At 64.2% G+C, this 15,242-nt stretch carries 15 protein-coding genes; 8 read left to right on the forward strand and 7 right to left on the reverse strand.

Annotation, left to right across the window (positions count from 1 at the left end; genetic code table 11):
- Together C3418_RS19465 and C3418_RS19470 are read left to right on the forward strand one after the other, a co-directional pair.
- Positions 1-525, forward strand: a 525-nt coding sequence (locus C3418_RS19465) for a methyltransferase domain-containing protein (protein ID WP_308457651.1), incomplete at its 5' end; no start/stop codon positions are given.
- 168 nt (positions 526-693) lie between these two features.
- Positions 694-1,869 carry a dicarboxylate/amino acid:cation symporter gene (locus tag C3418_RS19470; protein ID WP_042014198.1) on the forward strand — a complete coding sequence of 392 codons (1,176 nt, stop codon included), beginning with the start codon at positions 694-696 and terminating at the stop codon, positions 1,867-1,869.
- Positions 1,870-1,932: 63 nt separating this feature from the next.
- Here C3418_RS19470 and tesB read toward each other — a convergent pair whose 3' ends face one another.
- The 7 genes from tesB to C3418_RS19505 form a co-directional block, all read right to left on the reverse strand.
- Entirely contained in the window at positions 1,933-2,796 is an 864-nt protein-coding gene (tesB, locus tag C3418_RS19475) for an acyl-CoA thioesterase II (protein ID WP_041214836.1), read from the reverse strand.
- 181 nt (positions 2,797-2,977) lie between these two features.
- Positions 2,978-3,349 (reverse strand): endonuclease domain-containing protein, encoded by a 372-nt coding sequence (locus tag C3418_RS19480; RefSeq protein WP_039039189.1) that lies wholly within the window; start codon positions 3,347-3,349, stop codon positions 2,978-2,980.
- A 212-nt stretch (positions 3,350-3,561) separates the two neighbouring features.
- Entirely contained in the window at positions 3,562-4,485 is a 924-nt protein-coding gene (rluB, locus tag C3418_RS19485; RefSeq protein WP_039039190.1) for a 23S rRNA pseudouridine(2605) synthase RluB, read from the reverse strand.
- A complete protein-coding gene (gene scpB / locus C3418_RS19490) occupies positions 4,478-5,170 on the reverse strand; it encodes an SMC-Scp complex subunit ScpB (protein WP_041213209.1) in 693 nt (230 codons plus the stop codon). Before scpB ends, rluB begins: the two co-directional genes overlap by 8 nt.
- A gap of 41 nt (positions 5,171-5,211) precedes the next feature.
- Complete coding sequence (locus C3418_RS19495) at positions 5,212-6,093, reverse strand: ScpA family protein (protein ID WP_010673703.1); 882 nt, start codon at positions 6,091-6,093, stop codon at positions 5,212-5,214.
- The gene (locus tag C3418_RS19500) at positions 6,086-6,706 is read right to left on the reverse strand and encodes an L-threonylcarbamoyladenylate synthase (RefSeq protein ID WP_010673702.1); all 621 of its coding nucleotides are present in this window, start codon (positions 6,704-6,706) and stop codon (positions 6,086-6,088) included. Before C3418_RS19500 ends, C3418_RS19495 begins: the two co-directional genes overlap by 8 nt.
- Before the next feature lie 125 nt (positions 6,707-6,831).
- Complete coding sequence (locus tag C3418_RS19505; protein ID WP_039039192.1) at positions 6,832-7,713, reverse strand: PHP domain-containing protein; 882 nt, start codon at positions 7,711-7,713, stop codon at positions 6,832-6,834.
- A gap of 424 nt (positions 7,714-8,137) precedes the next feature.
- Here C3418_RS19505 and C3418_RS19510 point away from each other — a divergent pair, with 424 nt between their 5' ends.
- The 6 genes from C3418_RS19510 to trpA are packed head-to-tail and all read left to right on the forward strand — an operon-like array spanning position 8,138 to position 14,944.
- A complete protein-coding gene (locus tag C3418_RS19510) occupies positions 8,138-9,772 on the forward strand; it encodes an anthranilate synthase component 1 (RefSeq protein ID WP_103859105.1) in 1,635 nt (544 codons plus the stop codon).
- Positions 9,765-10,364 (forward strand): aminodeoxychorismate/anthranilate synthase component II, encoded by a 600-nt coding sequence (locus tag C3418_RS19515; protein WP_069785302.1) that lies wholly within the window; start codon positions 9,765-9,767, stop codon positions 10,362-10,364. The genes C3418_RS19510 and C3418_RS19515 overlap by 8 nt, the downstream gene beginning before the upstream one ends.
- A gap of 10 nt (positions 10,365-10,374) precedes the next feature.
- The gene (gene trpD / locus C3418_RS19520) at positions 10,375-11,388 is read left to right on the forward strand and encodes an anthranilate phosphoribosyltransferase (protein ID WP_103859106.1); all 1,014 of its coding nucleotides are present in this window, start codon (positions 10,375-10,377) and stop codon (positions 11,386-11,388) included.
- Positions 11,388-12,893: a bifunctional indole-3-glycerol-phosphate synthase TrpC/phosphoribosylanthranilate isomerase TrpF gene (gene trpCF / locus C3418_RS19525; RefSeq protein ID WP_103859107.1), complete on the forward strand. Its 1,506-nt coding sequence runs from the start codon at positions 11,388-11,390 to the stop codon at positions 12,891-12,893. Before trpD ends, trpCF begins: the two co-directional genes overlap by 1 nt.
- A gap of 54 nt (positions 12,894-12,947) precedes the next feature.
- The gene (gene trpB / locus C3418_RS19530; protein WP_005323481.1) at positions 12,948-14,141 is read left to right on the forward strand and encodes a tryptophan synthase subunit beta; all 1,194 of its coding nucleotides are present in this window, start codon (positions 12,948-12,950) and stop codon (positions 14,139-14,141) included.
- A complete protein-coding gene (gene trpA / locus C3418_RS19535) occupies positions 14,138-14,944 on the forward strand; it encodes a tryptophan synthase subunit alpha (protein WP_005323482.1) in 807 nt (268 codons plus the stop codon). The genes trpB and trpA overlap by 4 nt, the downstream gene beginning before the upstream one ends.
- Positions 14,945-15,242: the final 298 nt, after the last annotated feature.

The following is a 15,242-nucleotide window of genomic DNA, read 5'->3' on the forward strand; positions in this document are numbered from 1 at the left end:
CGCCCCGCCCTCGTGGCAGGCGCCCATGCCCCCTTCCTGGCCCTGCTGGGCAGCGGCCGTCATCTGCTGGAGGCCGGTTGCGGGGCAGGAGAGGATCTGCGCCTCTTTCGCCAGCAAGGCCTCACCGTGACCGCCTTCGATGCGAGCCGGGCGCAGGCCGCCGCCGCCTCGCGCCTGTGCGGCCAGCCGGTGCGAGTCTGCCGCTTCGAGCAGATGCGAAGCGTCGTTCCCTATGACGGCATCTGGGCCAGCGGCTCCCTCCCCTGTCTGCCCGAACACGAGATAGCCCCGGCGCTCGGTCATCTGGCCACACTCCTCAAGGCCGGGGGCCCTCTCTACTGCTCCTTCCCCCACGAGATGGGCGAACCGCAGCCACGGTCGGGGGAATATCCCCTGCAGACCCGGCTCGACGAGGCGGGGCTGCGACGCCTGATCGCTCCCCTCCCCTTCACCCTGCACCATGGCTGGGTGGGGGAAGATGAGGTGAACGGCCCCTGGCTGCACGCCTTGCTGGTGCGGCGCTGATCCGCGAAAGCCCCCGGGGACAGTGACACCTCACGGCATTCAGCCCGTTAACAATATTTAACCCTGAGTTAACCACCATAAAGCAGACAAGATGCGGTGTTTGTGTTAAAAAGCGGCATTAAAATCAAAATTAAATAACAAATCAGACACCAACACCTGGATTCCCCCATGAAACTCGTTCTCAATCTGGTTGCCGGTATCCTCGCCGGCCTGCTGCTCGGTCTCTATGCCCCCGAATGGGTCGCCCGCGTGCTGTTCACCGCCAAGACGGTGATAGGCCAGCTCATCACCTTCACCATCCCGCTCATCATCCTCTTCTTCATCATGAGCGGCATCGCCAGCCTGCCGAAGAACTCCGGCAAGCTGCTGGGCAAGACGGTGGGGCTCTCCTACTGCTCCACCATACTGGCGGGCCTGTTCGCCTTCACCGTGGCGAGCCACCTGATCCCGCACCTGACCACGGCCGCCGAGCCCACCGCCGAGGCTGCCACCAAGCTCGCTTCCTACATCAACCTCGAGATCCCGCCCCTGTTCGGGGTGATGTCGGCCCTGGCCGCCGCCTTCGTGTTCGGCATCGGCATCAGCGCCACCCAGGCCACCGACCTGCGCCGGGTCGCCGATCAGGGCCGTGACATCATCGACCGCCTGCTGGCACGCGTGATCATTCCCCTGCTCCCCTTCTACATCGCCGGCGTCTTCGTCGAGATGACGGTGGAAGGCACCGTCTTCGCCACCCTCAAGACCTTCGGAGTGGTGCTGGTGATGGCCATCGTCATGCACTGGATCTGGCTCTGCGTCCTGTTCGTCGGCACCGGCCTCGCCCAGGGGCGCTCCCCCGTCATGCTCATCAAGAACATGCTGCCCGCCTACTTCACCGCCCTTGGCACCATGTCCAGCGCCGCCACCATTCCGGTGGCCCTGCAAGCCAGCAAGCGCAACGGCGTGAGCGACGGCATCGCCAACTTCACCGTGCCCCTGTGCGCCACCATCCACCTGTGCGGCTCCACCATCACCCTGGTGACCTGCGCCACGGCGGTGATGTTCCTCTCCGAACACCTGGCCATTCCGGGCTACGGCACCATGGTGCCCTTCATCATGATGCTGGGCGTCATCATGATTGCCGCGCCGGGCGCACCGGGTGGCGGTGTCATGTCCGCGCTCGGCCTGCTCACTTCCATGCTCGGCTTCGGTGAGGCCTCCATCGCCCTGATGATCGCCCTCTACCTGGCTCAGGACAGCTTCGGCACCGCCTGCAACGTCACCGGTGACGGCGTCATCGCCCTGTGGGCCGACCGCTTCGCCCGGGGCGAGCCAGCACTCAGCACCGAGCAGGACGCAGCCTGATAGCGCAGGCAATAAAAAACGGGAGCCATCGGCTCCCGTTTTTCGTTGGCGCGAGAGGGCGTCTCAGCCCCGGCGGCGGATCACCCCTTCCTGCATGGTGCTCGCCACCAATACCCCATCCCGGGTGAAAAACTGGCCGCGCACCAGACCCCGACCGCCGCTGGCGCTCGGGCTGTCCACCACGTAGAGCAGCCAGTCGTCCAGCCGGAACTCCCGGTGGAACCACATGGAGTGATCGATGGTGGCCACCTGCATGTCCGGCTCCCAGTAGGAGACCCCGTGGGGCTGCAGGGCGGCGAACAGGAAGTGGAAGTCGGAGGCATAGGCCAGCAGGTAGTTGTGGACCCGCTGATCGTCCGGCACCGGGCCATTGGCCTTGAACCAGGTGTAGCGAAGGGGCTCGTGGACATCCGGGCGAATGGGGTCCACCAGGGTCACGGGGCGAATTTCGATGGGCTTCTCGCACAGGATCTTGTCCCGCAGGGCCGCCGGGATCATCTGTTCGTAGGGACGCACCAGCTCCAGCTCGCTCTTGAGCTGCTCGGGAGGCGTGATGCCGCCCGGCATCTTCGCCTGGTGCTCGAAGCCCTCGGCTTCCACCTGGAAGGAGGCGTTGAGGTAGAAGATGGGCTTGCCATTCTGGATGGCCTTGACCCGGCGGGTGGAGACGGTCTGGCCGTCGCGGATGTTCTCCACGTCGTAGACGATGGGCTTGTTGGCATCCCCGGGGCGCAGGAAGTAGGAGTGGAAACTATGGACCTGGCGGTCGCTTGCCACCGTCTGCTTGGCGGCTGACAAGGCCTGCCCCATCACCTGTCCGCCAAACACGGATCGCAACCCGAGATCCTGGCTCTGGCCCCGAAACAGGCCCTCCTCGATCTTTTCGAGCGCCAGCAACGCCAGCAGCTCATCCAGTACCTTGCTCATTGGTTTCTCCTGTCTTTGTGCGCGAAAGGCTAACAAGCCCGTCCCGGCAGGGCAACCATCCTGATGCACATCCCCGTCTGCAACCACCTCCCCTTCAAAAAAGGGAAGTGTATGACGCTTTCCAGCCCGTACAGAGGGCACTCTGGCCCCCTCCCCTGGCAAGGGGAGGGCTGGGGTGGGGTCAGACGCGATCAAGCCATGCCCGAATAGAGACAACCACCCCGGGTAGATTTTCCATCACCTCCCTGTTGCTAAATCTCAGTACCGTCAGCGACAGGGCCGCCATGTAGGCATCCCGTCGCTTGTCATGACGCAGACCCCGCATGTCGAAATGGCTGTCGCCATCAACCTCAATGACCAACAACCGCCCGGGGCAGTAAAAATCCGCAATGTATGGGCCTATACCTTGCTGACGGCGAAACTTGACTCCGAGTTGCCCAGCCCGAAGCGCCTGCCACAATCGCCGTTCAGGCTCTGTTGGATTGTTTCGTTGTTCACGCCGTTTATCCAGCGTGGCCTCGCGGTTGAAAACACGAACTGGCTTCTCGTTCATGACAGTATTCCTCCGACTATGCCCCTGTCAGCATAACAACTACTCACCCCCTCCCAGCCTCCCCCTTCAAGAGGGGGAGGAGCTTGTCTGGCCCTTTCTCTCCCCTGGGCGATTCAGTCTCAAGGAGCCCGGCAGGAGCAGAAAACAAAAAAGCCCGCACCTTGGGGTGCGGGCTTGTGGCGTGTCCGGGGCGAGCGGCCCGTGGTGGCGGCTTACTTGCTGCCGGTGCCGGAATTGCGGGTGGAGGAGGTAGGCTTGCGACGGGCGGTGGTGGCACGGGCGCGCGGCTCCTTGCCCTGCATCTCCTTGTGGCGCTTCACGGCGCGACGAATTTGGGCGGCCTGCTTGTGGCGGGTGCTCTTGCCATCCTGCTGCAGATCGACCTTGGACTCGGTCTCGTTGGGCAGGTTGACCAGGCCGCGCAGGTAGTTCACTTCGGGCAGTTTCAGCTCCTGCCAGCCGCCGCGGGGGATGCCGCGATCCAGCTTGACGTCGCCGTAGCGGATACGCATCAGGCGGCTCACCTGCACTTCCTGGGACTCCCACAGGCGGCGCACTTCCCGGTTGCGGCCCTCGGTCAGGGTAACGTTGAACCACTGGTTCAGCCCTTCACCGCCGGCCGGCTTGATCTTGTTGAACTTGGCCATGCCGTCTTCCAGCTGCACGCCCTTGCGCAGGCGCTGCAGCATGGCTTCGGTGATCTCGCCAAAGACGCGCACCGCGTATTCCCGCTCCACTTCGTGGCTCGGGTGCATCAGGCGGTTCGCCAGCTCGCCGTCGGTAGTGAACAGCAAGAGGCCTGAGGTGTTGACGTCGAGGCGGCCGACCGCTATCCAGCGGGCGCCATCCATCTTGGGCAGACGATCAAACACGGTGGGACGTCCTTCCGGATCGTGGCGGGTGCACATCTCCCCTTCGGGCTTGTGGTAGGCCAGCACGCGGCAGATCACTTCCTCTGCGGCGCGGGTCTTGACCTGGTGGCCATCCACCCGGATCACGGCGTTCACTTCGACGCGATCCCCCAGCGTGGCGACCTTGCCATCCACGCTGACCCGACCTGCGGTGATCAGGGCCTCCATCTCACGACGGGAGCCTTGACCCGCGCGGGCCAATACTTTTTGCAGTTTTTCACTCATCGGGTTTACCTGATTGTTGATCGCTGCCCGCCGACATCGCGGACAACCTTGGCTCTTGTGGGAAGGCCCCGTTGGTCTCCCCACCATGTTCATGCTCAGCACGGCCTGCCAGAGGCTGACCGTCACCGCCCTCGCCCGGCATGAGCGACAAGGGGGCCTGCAGCTCGGGATCCAGCTCGGGGAGCTGCTCCAGACTCTGCAGGTTGAAATAGTCCAGAAATTCACGGGTGGTGGCGAGCAGCTCGGGGCGACCCGCCACCTCCTTGTGGCCGATGCTGCGCACCCAGCCACGCTCCTTGAGGGTGTTGACGATCTGGCTCGACACCGCCACCCCGCGGATGGCTTCTATCTCCGCCCGGGTGATGGGTTGACGATAGGCAATCAGCGTCAGCGTCTCCATCACGGCGCGGGAATAACGGGGAGCTCGCTCGCTCCACAGGCGCGACAGCTCCTCGGCATACTCCTGGCGGGCCTGGAAACGCCAGCCGGAGGCCACCTCTTTGAGCTCGACCCCCCGCTCGCTGTAATCCTGTCTGAGCTCTGCCAGCAGCAGCTGGACATAGCGGCCGGTGACCGGGTAGTCCGAGAGCACGCTGCCCTTGATTTCGCTCACCGTGAGAGGACGGCCCGCCACGAAGATCGCCGCCTCGATCAGGGTCTTCAATCGTTCAGCAGGCAGCGCCACGGTGGACCTCCCGGGTCCACGCCTCTGGCGCAGCCCCTCGCTCAGTGTAGATGCTCATGCTCCTCCCCTTTCCCCTGACTGGCCAGGGCAAAATGGATGGGCCCCAGAGGCTCCGCCTGCAAGATCCAGATCAATTGCTCCTTGCACAGCTCCAGCAGGGCCAGGAAGGTCACCAGCACCCCCATGCGCCCCTCCTCGGCCCGCAGCACCTGCTCCAGGCGCAGGGTCTGGCCCAGGGAGAGCATGGCAAGGATCTCCGCCATCCTTACCCGGGTCGGGATCTGCTCGCGGCGGATCTGGTGATGTTCAAAATGAGTCGCGCGTTTTACCACACTTTGCATGTAAAGGGCGAGTTCAACCAGAGAAACATCGGGCGCCAATGGCTTCAAGGCACCAAAATCCGGCGCCATGGCGGCGGCGACGAAGATCTCCCGCTCCACCCTCGGCAGGGCATTGACCCGCTCTGCCCCCAGCTTGTAGCGCTCGTACTCCTGCAGGCGACGAATGAGGGTGACGCGGGGATCTTCCCCCTCCTCCTCGTCTTCCAGCTCCGGAGCCTTGGGCAGCAGCAGGCGGGACTTTATCTCCGCGAGCCAGGCCGCCATCAGCAGGTATTCCGCCGCCAGCTCGAGGTTGAGACCCTGCATCAGATCCACGTACTCCATGTACTGGGCGGTGATCTGCAGGATGGGCAGGTTGAGGATGTCGAGCTGCTGGCGCCGGATGAGGTAGAGCAAGAGATCCAGCGGCCCCTCGAAGGTGTCGAGAAACACCTCCAGCGCATCGGGGGGGATGAACAAGTCCTGGGGCAGCTCATGGTAGGGCTGCCCCAGCACGGTGGCGATGGGCGGGGGAAGGGAAGCCTCCCCCGTCGTGCCCGCGGGGGTTGTCAGCGCGGGCACGGGGTCGGCAAGATCACTCAAACGGCGTCGGATCCCCGGCACCGCGGCGACGCAGCACGGGCTCGTCGTCGGAGAAGTCCACCACAGTGGTGGGCTGCTCGCCCAGATACCCGCCGTTGACCACCAGATCCAGCTGCTTGCCGAGCTTGTCGGCGATCTCCTCGGGGTCGAACTCCGCCATCTCGGAGCCCGGCAGGATCAGAGTGGTGGAGAGCAGCGGCTCACCGAGGGCCTCGAGCAAGGCCAGCGCGATGTTGTTGGCCGGGACCCGGATGCCGATGGTCTTCTTCTTCTCGTTCATGAGGCGACGCGGCACCTCCTTGGTGGCCTTGAAGATGAAGGTGTAGGGTCCGGGGGTGTTGTTCTTGACCAGCCGGAAGGCGGTGTTGTCCACCTTGGCATAGGTGGAGATCTCCGAGAGATCCCGGCACACCAGGGTGAAGTCGTGGTTCGGCTCGATACGACGGATGCGGCAGATGCGCTCCAGGGCATCCTTGTTGCCCATCTGGCAGCCCAGGGCGTAGCCGGAGTCGGTGGGATAGACGATAACGCCGCCGTTTTGCAGGATCTGCACCGCCTGGCTGATGAGGCGAACCTGGGGATTGTCGGGATGTACGTAAAAATGCTGACTCATATGCTCTTCTCGCGATAGGGGGCACGCTCGTTGCCCGCTTCATGGTCAAGGGCCCCTTGGCCCATGACACTACCTTAACCTGTTTGACGCAGACTCGCCTGCATCAAAGATGCCGGCCCGGGGGGTCAGCGGCTGGCCAGCAGGCCCGCATGCTCCTCGGGGGTGAGCCCGAAATGACCGGGGTGACCGAGCCACAGCGGCATCCCCTCCTTGGGGAGCCAGAGGTGGCGGCCAAGCTCGGTCCAGTTGGAGGGGAAGTGAAAATCGGACCCCACCGAAATATAGAGATCGTGCTCCCTGGCCCACTGGCCGAGATTCGCCCGCTCCTGGGGGCTCTGCTGGGGCAGGGAGACCTCCATGGCATCCCCCCCGACGGCCTTGAAGGCCACCAGCAGCCGCTTGATCCACTTGGCGGTGAGATTGTAGCGGCTAGGGTGAGCCAGCACCGCCAGCCCGCCTGCGGCGTGGATGGCCTCGATGGCCTCTCCCATCCCGGGCCACTCGGCGGGCACATAGCCCTTGTTGCCCCGGCTCAGGTACTTCTTGAACACCTTCTGCATATTGTCGGCCACCCCGCGCGCCACCAGCACCCGGGCAAAGTGGGCCCGGGTCACGGCGGCGTCACCGGCAAGCTGCTTGGCCTCTTCATAGGTGCCCGGAATGAGGCACTTCTCCAGACGACGCCCGATCTCCTCGGCGCGCGCCTCCCGGCGAGCCCGCTGCCCTGCCAGAAAGGCGAGCAACTGGGGATTTTTCTCGTCCACCCCGAGGGCCACGATGTGGATCTCGTGATGCTCCCACCCGGTGGAGATCTCCACCCCGCTCACCAGGCGCAGTGGCAACTGGTCGGCCGAGATGGTCTGGCGCACCTCCTCAAGCCCGTCGAGGGTATCGTGGTCAGTGACCGCTAACACCTCCACCCCTTTTTCGGCGGCGCGGCGCACCAGATCGGCGGGGCTCAGCACCCCGTCCGAGGCGGTGGTGTGGCAATGCAGATCGAATCTCATCGGCGTGTTTCGCTCTTGTTTGGGACCTGCCTGGAAAAGGCCGGCAAAAAAGCGACTTGACTTGGCCGCGGCTTTATCGTTTTCTGTAGGCACTTCATTGCAAACATCTTTTTACAGGACTCAATCTCATGCAAGCGACTTCCATCCTGACCATCTGGTGGTGGCACACTCCCTGACATGCGGGCGTGTGGTCGTTGCTGTACCTGTAATCTGACAGCAAGTTAAGAACCCAAAGAAAAAGCCCGCTGACCCCAGCGGGCTTTTTTATTATCCGGCAAATGGACCTGTGATGAAACCGACAATTCAGAGAAGCACACTGACATGGCGATGGCGAACTCGCTGACGTGACCCGAACCCGACCCATTTTCAAGAGAGACAGCGCCATGACCATCGGTGACACACAACACATGCAAGGGAAGGCATTATGACAGGCAACAAGACCCGTTTGCCCCTGGGCGAATTCGATACCATCCGGCTCAATGCCCCCTATGTGACAGACCCCCTGGCACTCTATACCCGACTCTGCCAGGACAGACCCAACAACCTGCTGCTCGAATCGGTGGAGATCGACTCCAAGGCCGGTACCCAGAGCCTGCTGCTGGTGGATGCCTGCCTGCGCATCGAGTGCCGCGGCCGCGCCGTGCAGGTGCGCCCCCTCGGCGACAACGGCGCCGCCCTGCTGCGCCTGCTGGAGCAGCGCCTGCCCGCCGTCATCACCCAGACCCGGGTGGCGGACGAGCTGCACCTCGACTTCCCGGCGTCCGATCGGGAGCTTGACGAAGACAGCCGCCTCAAGGGCAGCAGCGTGCTGGACGTGCTGCGCACCCTGCAGCGGGAGCTGCAATGCCAGCAGGGCAAAGAGGCCCTCTTCATGGCGGGCAGCTTCGCCTACGACCTCATCGCCTCCTTTGAAGACTTGCCCGAGGTGCCAGAGGGGAGCAACGACTGCCCTGACTACTGCTTCTATGTGGCCGAGACCCTGATCACCATCGACCACATCAAGCAGAGTACCCAGTTGCTGGCCTGCCTGTTCGGCGGCGAAGAGGATGAGCAGCTGGACGCGCGCTACGCCCGCCTGACCGCTCGCCTCGAGTCCTTCAAGCAGGCCTGTCAGCAGCCGCTGCCTGCGCCGCAGGGCTCGGCGCCGCTGACCGGCGTCCTGGCCGTCGACAAGGGGGACAAGCAGTTCTGCGCCGAGGTCGAGAAGCTCAAGGGCTTCATCCGCCGTGGTGACATCTTCCAGGTGGTGCCGTCCCGCAGCTTCTCCCTCCCCTGCCCGGATCCCGTCGCCGCCTATCGCCGCCTCAAGCAGACCAACCCCAGCCCCTACATGTTCTACGTGCAGGACGAGGGCTTCACCCTGTTTGGCGCCTCCCCCGAGAGCGCGGTCAAGTTCTGCGCCAACAGCCGCCAGGTGGAGATGTACCCCATCGCCGGCACCCGCCGCCGTGGCCTCAACCCGGACGGCAGCATCAACCTGGATCTGGACGGCCGCATCGAGCTGGAGCTGCGCCAGGACGAGAAAGAGGTGGCCGAGCACCTGATGCTGGTGGATCTGGGTCGCAACGACATCGCCCGCATCTCCGCCCCCGGTACCCGCTACGTCAAGGATCTGCTGAAAGTGGATCGCTACAGCCACGTCATGCACCTGGTCTCCCGGGTGGTGGGCACCCTTCGCGCCGACCTTGACGCCCTGCACGCCTACCAGGCCTGCATGAACATGGGCACCCTGACCGGTGCCCCCAAGCTGCGCGCCAGCGAGCTTATCCGCATGGTGGAAGGCAAGCGTCGCGGCAGCTACGGCGGCGCCGTGGGTTACCTGAACGGCGCGGGGGAGATGGACACCTGCATCGTCATCCGCTCCGCCTTCGTGAAAGAGGGGGTAGCCCATGTCCAGGCCGGCGCCGGGGTGGTCTATGACTCCAAACCCCAGGCCGAGGCGGACGAGACCCGTGCCAAGGCGGCGGCCGTGCTGGCCGCCATCGCTGCCAGCCATGGCACCTCCCTGCAGGCCCTCAGCGCCCAGCAGGAACAACACAAGGACGTGAGCCATGACTAACATCTTCCTGCTCGACAACTTCGACTCGTTTACCTACAACCTCGTCGACCAGTTCCGCACCCTGGGCTACCCGGTGCGCATCTACCGCAACAGCCTGCAGGCGAGCCGCATCATGAGTGAGATCGACGCCTGCGAAGGGGACGCCGTCCTGGTGCTCTCCCCGGGGCCGGGCGCGCCCCATGAGGCGGGCTGCCTCATCGACCTCATCAAGCTGGCCCGGGGCCGGGTGCCCATCCTCGGCATCTGCCTCGGTCATCAGGCCCTGTGCGAAGCCTACGGCGGCACCGTCGGGGCGGCGGGGGAAATCGTCCACGGCAAGCGCTCCCTCATCGAGCACAACGGCCATGGCGCCTTCGCGGGGCTGCCGAGCCCCTTGCCGGTGGCCCGCTACCACTCCCTGGTGGCCACCTATGTGCCACAAGAGTTGCAGGTGATTGCCCACTATCAGGGCATGCCCATGGCCATCGAGCAGCGTGACGAGCGGGTGCTGGGCTTCCAGTTCCACCCGGAATCCATCATGACCAGCGAAGGGGCCCGCCTGCTCACCCAGGCCCTCGCCCATGTCACCCGTCCAGAAAGCCACGTGCGGTAAGGAAGAGACCATGCATCAACATCTCAACACCCTCTATCAGGGTCAGTCTCTCACCCGCGACGCCGCCCGCGACGCCTTCGGCCAGGTGGTTCGTGGTGAAGTGGATCCCATCGTGCTCGCGAGCCTTTTGACCGCCCTCAAGATCAAGGGGGAGACCCCGGAGGAGATCGCCGGCGCCGCCGAGGCGCTGTTGGCCGAAGCCCGCGACTTCCCGCGCCCGGACTATGCCTTCTGCGACATCGTCGGCACCGGGGGAGACGGCCTCAACACCATCAACGTCTCCACCACCTCGGCCCTGGTGGCCGCCGCCTGCGGCCTGAAAGTGGCCAAGCACGGCAACCGCTCGGTCTCGAGTAAGTCGGGGTCGAGCGATCTGCTCGATAAAATGGGCATCAAGCTCGACATGAGCCCGGCCCAGGCCCGCCGCTGCCTGGACGAGCTCGGGGTCTGCTTCCTGTTCGCCCCCCAGTACCACGCCGGGGTGCGCCACGCCATGCCGGTGCGTCAGGCCTTGAAAACCAGGACGCTATTCAACGTCTTGGGGCCGCTTATCAACCCCGCCCGCCCCAGCTATCAGCTGATGGGGGTCTATGCCCCCGAGCTGGTGCGCCCCATCACCGAAACCCTGCTGGCACTCGGCCTGAAAACCGGTATGGTGGTGCACGGCGCCGGTCTCGACGAGATTGCCATCCACGGCCCGACCCAGGTGGCGGAGATCCGCGACGGCGAAATTCGCGAGTACTTGCTCACCCCGGCGGACTTTGGCCTCGACACCTACCCGGTCAGCGCCATCCAGGGCGGTGAGCCCGAGGAGAACCGCGCCATCACCGCCGCCATCCTGGAAGGGCGCGGCAGCCCGGCCCACAACGCCGCCATCGCCGCCAACGTGGCGCCGCTCCTGGTCATGGCGGGCGAGGCCCCGGACTTTCGGCAGGCCGCCGCCCGGGTGCTGGCGGTGCTGGCAAGCGGCCAGGCCGCCCTCCTCGCCCGGGATCTCGCCACCCTGAGCCATCAGGAGGCATGATGTCAGCCACCACCACAGCGTGCCCCAGGGGCACTCACCCAGAACGCCCGACGGGCAACAGCCAGCTTCGCAAGGATAACGAGATGTCAGATGTCATTGCTCCCCACGCCTTTCTGAACATGGCCTCCATCAGCCAGACCATTCTCGGCAAGATCGTGGCGGCCAAGCAGGAGTGGGTCGCCGCCCGCAAGGAGAGCCAGCCCCTGGCGAGCTTCCAGGACGCGCTGACCCCGAGCGATCGGGACTTCGAGGGGGATCTGCGCCAAGGCTCCACCCGCTTCATTCTGGAGTGCAAGAAGGCCTCCCCCTCCAAGGGCTTGATCCGCAACGACTTCAGCCCGGAGGCCATCGCCGACATCTATGGCCACTACGCCACCGCCATCTCGGTGCTGACGGACGAGAAGTTCTTCCAGGGGGATTTCGCCTTCCTGCCCCGGGTACGGGGCCGCGTCCAGCAGCCGGTGCTCTGCAAGGACTTCATGATTGACCCCTATCAGGTCTATCTGGCCCGCCACTATCAGGCGGACGCCATCCTCCTGATGCTCTCCGTGCTCACCGACGAGGGGTATCGCGCCCTGTTCAAAGTGGCGAAAGAATTGGGCCTCGGAGTGCTCACCGAGGTGAGCAACGAGGAGGAGCTGACCCGCGCCATCGACCTCGGCGCCCCGGTGATTGGCATCAACAACCGGGATCTGCGGGATTTGAGCGTCGATCTCGCCCGCACCCGGCAGCTGGCGGCCAGGATCCCGGGGGATCGGGTGGTGATCAGCGAATCCGGCATCAACCACCGCGCCCAGGTGGCGGCCCTGCGCCACCACGCCAAGGGCTTCCTGGTGGGCTCTTCCCTCATGGCGGAGCCGGATCTGGAGGCCGCGGTGCGCAAGCTCGTGCTCGGCCAGAACAAGGTGTGCGGCCTGACTCGTCCCGAGCACGCCGCCGCCGCCCATCAGGCGGGCGCCGTGTTCGGCGGCCTTATCTTTGTGGCGAAAAGCCCGCGCTACGTGGACATTCCCGCCGCCCGCGCCGTGATGGCGGGTGCGCCGCTCTCTTACGTCGGGGTGTTTCGCAATGCCCAGCCCGCCACCATCGCCAAGACGGTGGATGCGCTGGGGCTCGCCGCCGTGCAACTGCACGGGGATGAAGATGCCGCCTATGTCGAGGCACTGCGCGCGCTGCTGCCGGCAGGCTGCCAGATCTGGAAAGCGGTTGGAGTCACAAGTGGCGAGCCCCTGCCCGCCCTCGACTACCAGGTGGATCGCCTGCTGCTGGATACGAAAGTGGGCAGCCAGAGTGGCGGCACCGGCCAGGCGTTCGACTGGGCCCTGCTGGCCAATCTCGATAAAGCCAGGCTGATGCTGGCGGGGGGGCTCAACCCCGACAACGCCCTGCAGGCCGCCCAGGTGGGCTGTGTGGGCCTCGATTTCAACTCCGGGGTGGAGAGTGCCCCGGGCCAGAAGGATGCGCACAAGATGGCGGCGGCCTTTGCCGCTCTGCGAACCCTCTAGTGACATGTACCAAATTAATGAACTGCGTTTGCCTATAAGCACAAGGAATAATGTATGACCCTGCTCAATCCGTTTTTCGGTGAATTTGGTGGTATGTATGTACCCCAGATCCTCATCCCCGCCCTGCTCCAGCTGGAGAAGGCCTTCGTCGATGCCAAGGATGACCCGGCCTTCGTTGCCGAGTTTGGGGAACTCTTGACCGAGTATGCCGGGCGCCCGACGCCCTTGACTCTCACCCGCAATCTGACCAAGGGAACCAAGACCCGGCTTTACCTCAAGCGTGAAGATCTGCTGCACGGCGGCGCCCACAAGACCAACCAGGTGCTGGGCCAGGCCCTGCTCGCCAAGCGCATGGGCAAGAGCGAGATCATCGCCGAGACCGGCGCCGGCCAGCACGGCGTCGCCACTGCCCTGGCCTGCGCCCTGCTCGGCCTCAAGTGCCGGGTCTATATGGGGGCCAAGGATTGCGAGCGCCAGAAGCCGAACGTGTTTCGCATGAAGTTGATGGGGGCCACAGTGATACCTGTGCACTCCGGCTCATCCACCCTGAAGGATGCCTGCAACGAGGCGCTGCGTGACTGGGCTGCCAACTACGACAGCGCCCACTACCTGCTCGGCACCGCCGCCGGCCCCCACCCCTTCCCCACAATCGTGCGGGAGTTCCAGAAGATGATCGGGGAAGAGGCCAAGGCCCAGTGCTTCGAGAAGGAGGAGCGCCTGCCCGACGCCGTGATCGCCTGCGTCGGCGGCGGCTCCAATGCCATCGGCATGTTTGCCGACTTCATCGATGAGCCGTCGGTGCGCCTTATCGGGGTCGAGCCCGGTGGTCACGGCATCGAGAGCGGCGAGCACGGTGCACCGCTCGGTCACGGCAGCAAGGGGGTCTTCTTTGGCATGCACTCCTACCTGATGCAGGACAAGCAGGGGCAGATTCAGGAGTCCTACTCCGTCTCGGCGGGGCTGGACTTCCCCTCCGTCGGCCCCCAGCACGCCCACCTGGCCTCCATCGGCCGCGCCGAGTATGTCTCCGTCACCGACAAGGAGGCGCTGGACGCCTTCCAGGAGCTGGCCAAATCAGAAGGGATCATACCGGCGCTGGAGTCCTCCCATGCCCTGGCCCACGCCCTCAAGATGGCACGCAGTGAACCGGAAAAAGAGCAGGTGCTCATCGTCAACCTCTCCGGCCGTGGCGACAAAGACATCTTCACCGTTGCCGACATTTTCGAGAAAGAAGGAACCTTGTCATGAACCGTTACGCACAACTCTTCTCCCGTCTGGACAAGGCCAATCAGGGCGCCTTCGTGCCCTTCGTGATGCTGGGTGATCCCACCCCCGAATTGTCCCTGGCCATCGTCGATGCCCTGGTCGAAGGGGGCGCCGACGCCCTGGAGCTCGGCATTCCCTTCTCCGATCCGGTGGCGGACGGCCCCACCATACAGGGTGCCGCCCTGCGTGCCTTTGCCAGCCACACCACCCCGGACGACTGCTTCGGCCTGCTCACCCGCATCCGTGCCAAGTACCCGCAGCTCCCCATTGGCCTGCTGGTCTACGCCAACCTCGTCTATGTGCGACACATCGACGGCTTCTACGAGAAGTGCCAGCAGGCGGGCGTGGATTCGGTGCTGGTCGCCGACGTGCCGGTGCAGATGTGCGCCCCCTACAAGGCGGCGGCCGACAAGTTCGGTATCGACAGCATCTTTATCGCCCCGCCCAACGGCGACGCCGAGACCCTGAAACAGGTGGCGGAACTTGGCAGCGGTTACACCTATCTGGTGAGCCGCGCCGGTGTGACCGGTGCCGAGACCAAGGCCGGCATGCCGGTGGATGGCCTCATCAACACCCTGCGCGAGTTCAAGGCCCCCCCCGCCCTGCTCGGCTTTGGCATCAGTGAACCGGCTCAGGTGCGTGAAGCCATTGCCGCCGGTGCCGCCGGTGCCATCTCCGGCTCCGCCGTGGTGAAGATCATCGAGACCCACCACAAGAACCCGGAGCATATGCTCACCCGTCTGAAAGAGTTTGCGGAAGGGATGAAGGCCGCGACCAATCGATAAGGGGCGCACTGGCCAAATGCCCTTGGCCGTGAATGATACGGCTGCGTATCCGCCTCAGCCATAATGATATCAGCGTACCAAAGGGAGCCTAACCGGCTCCCTTTCTATTTCGTATTTGTTGTGATCATCAACATCGTTGTACCGTTTCTTGGGAAGGCAATAGGAGAAGAACCTCAGAGATCCCCTCATTTTTAGAGACTCAAATAATTCCAAGTGTGCGGGTATATAAGCGGTGTTGCTTCAGGTAGTAGATAAATTTATCCATCAACAAGACCGCATTGGCTTCTTTCATTTTAGG

The organism is Aeromonas sp. ASNIH8, from assembly GCF_002919855.1.
Lineage (GTDB): Bacteria > Pseudomonadota > Gammaproteobacteria > Enterobacterales > Aeromonadaceae > Aeromonas > Aeromonas caviae.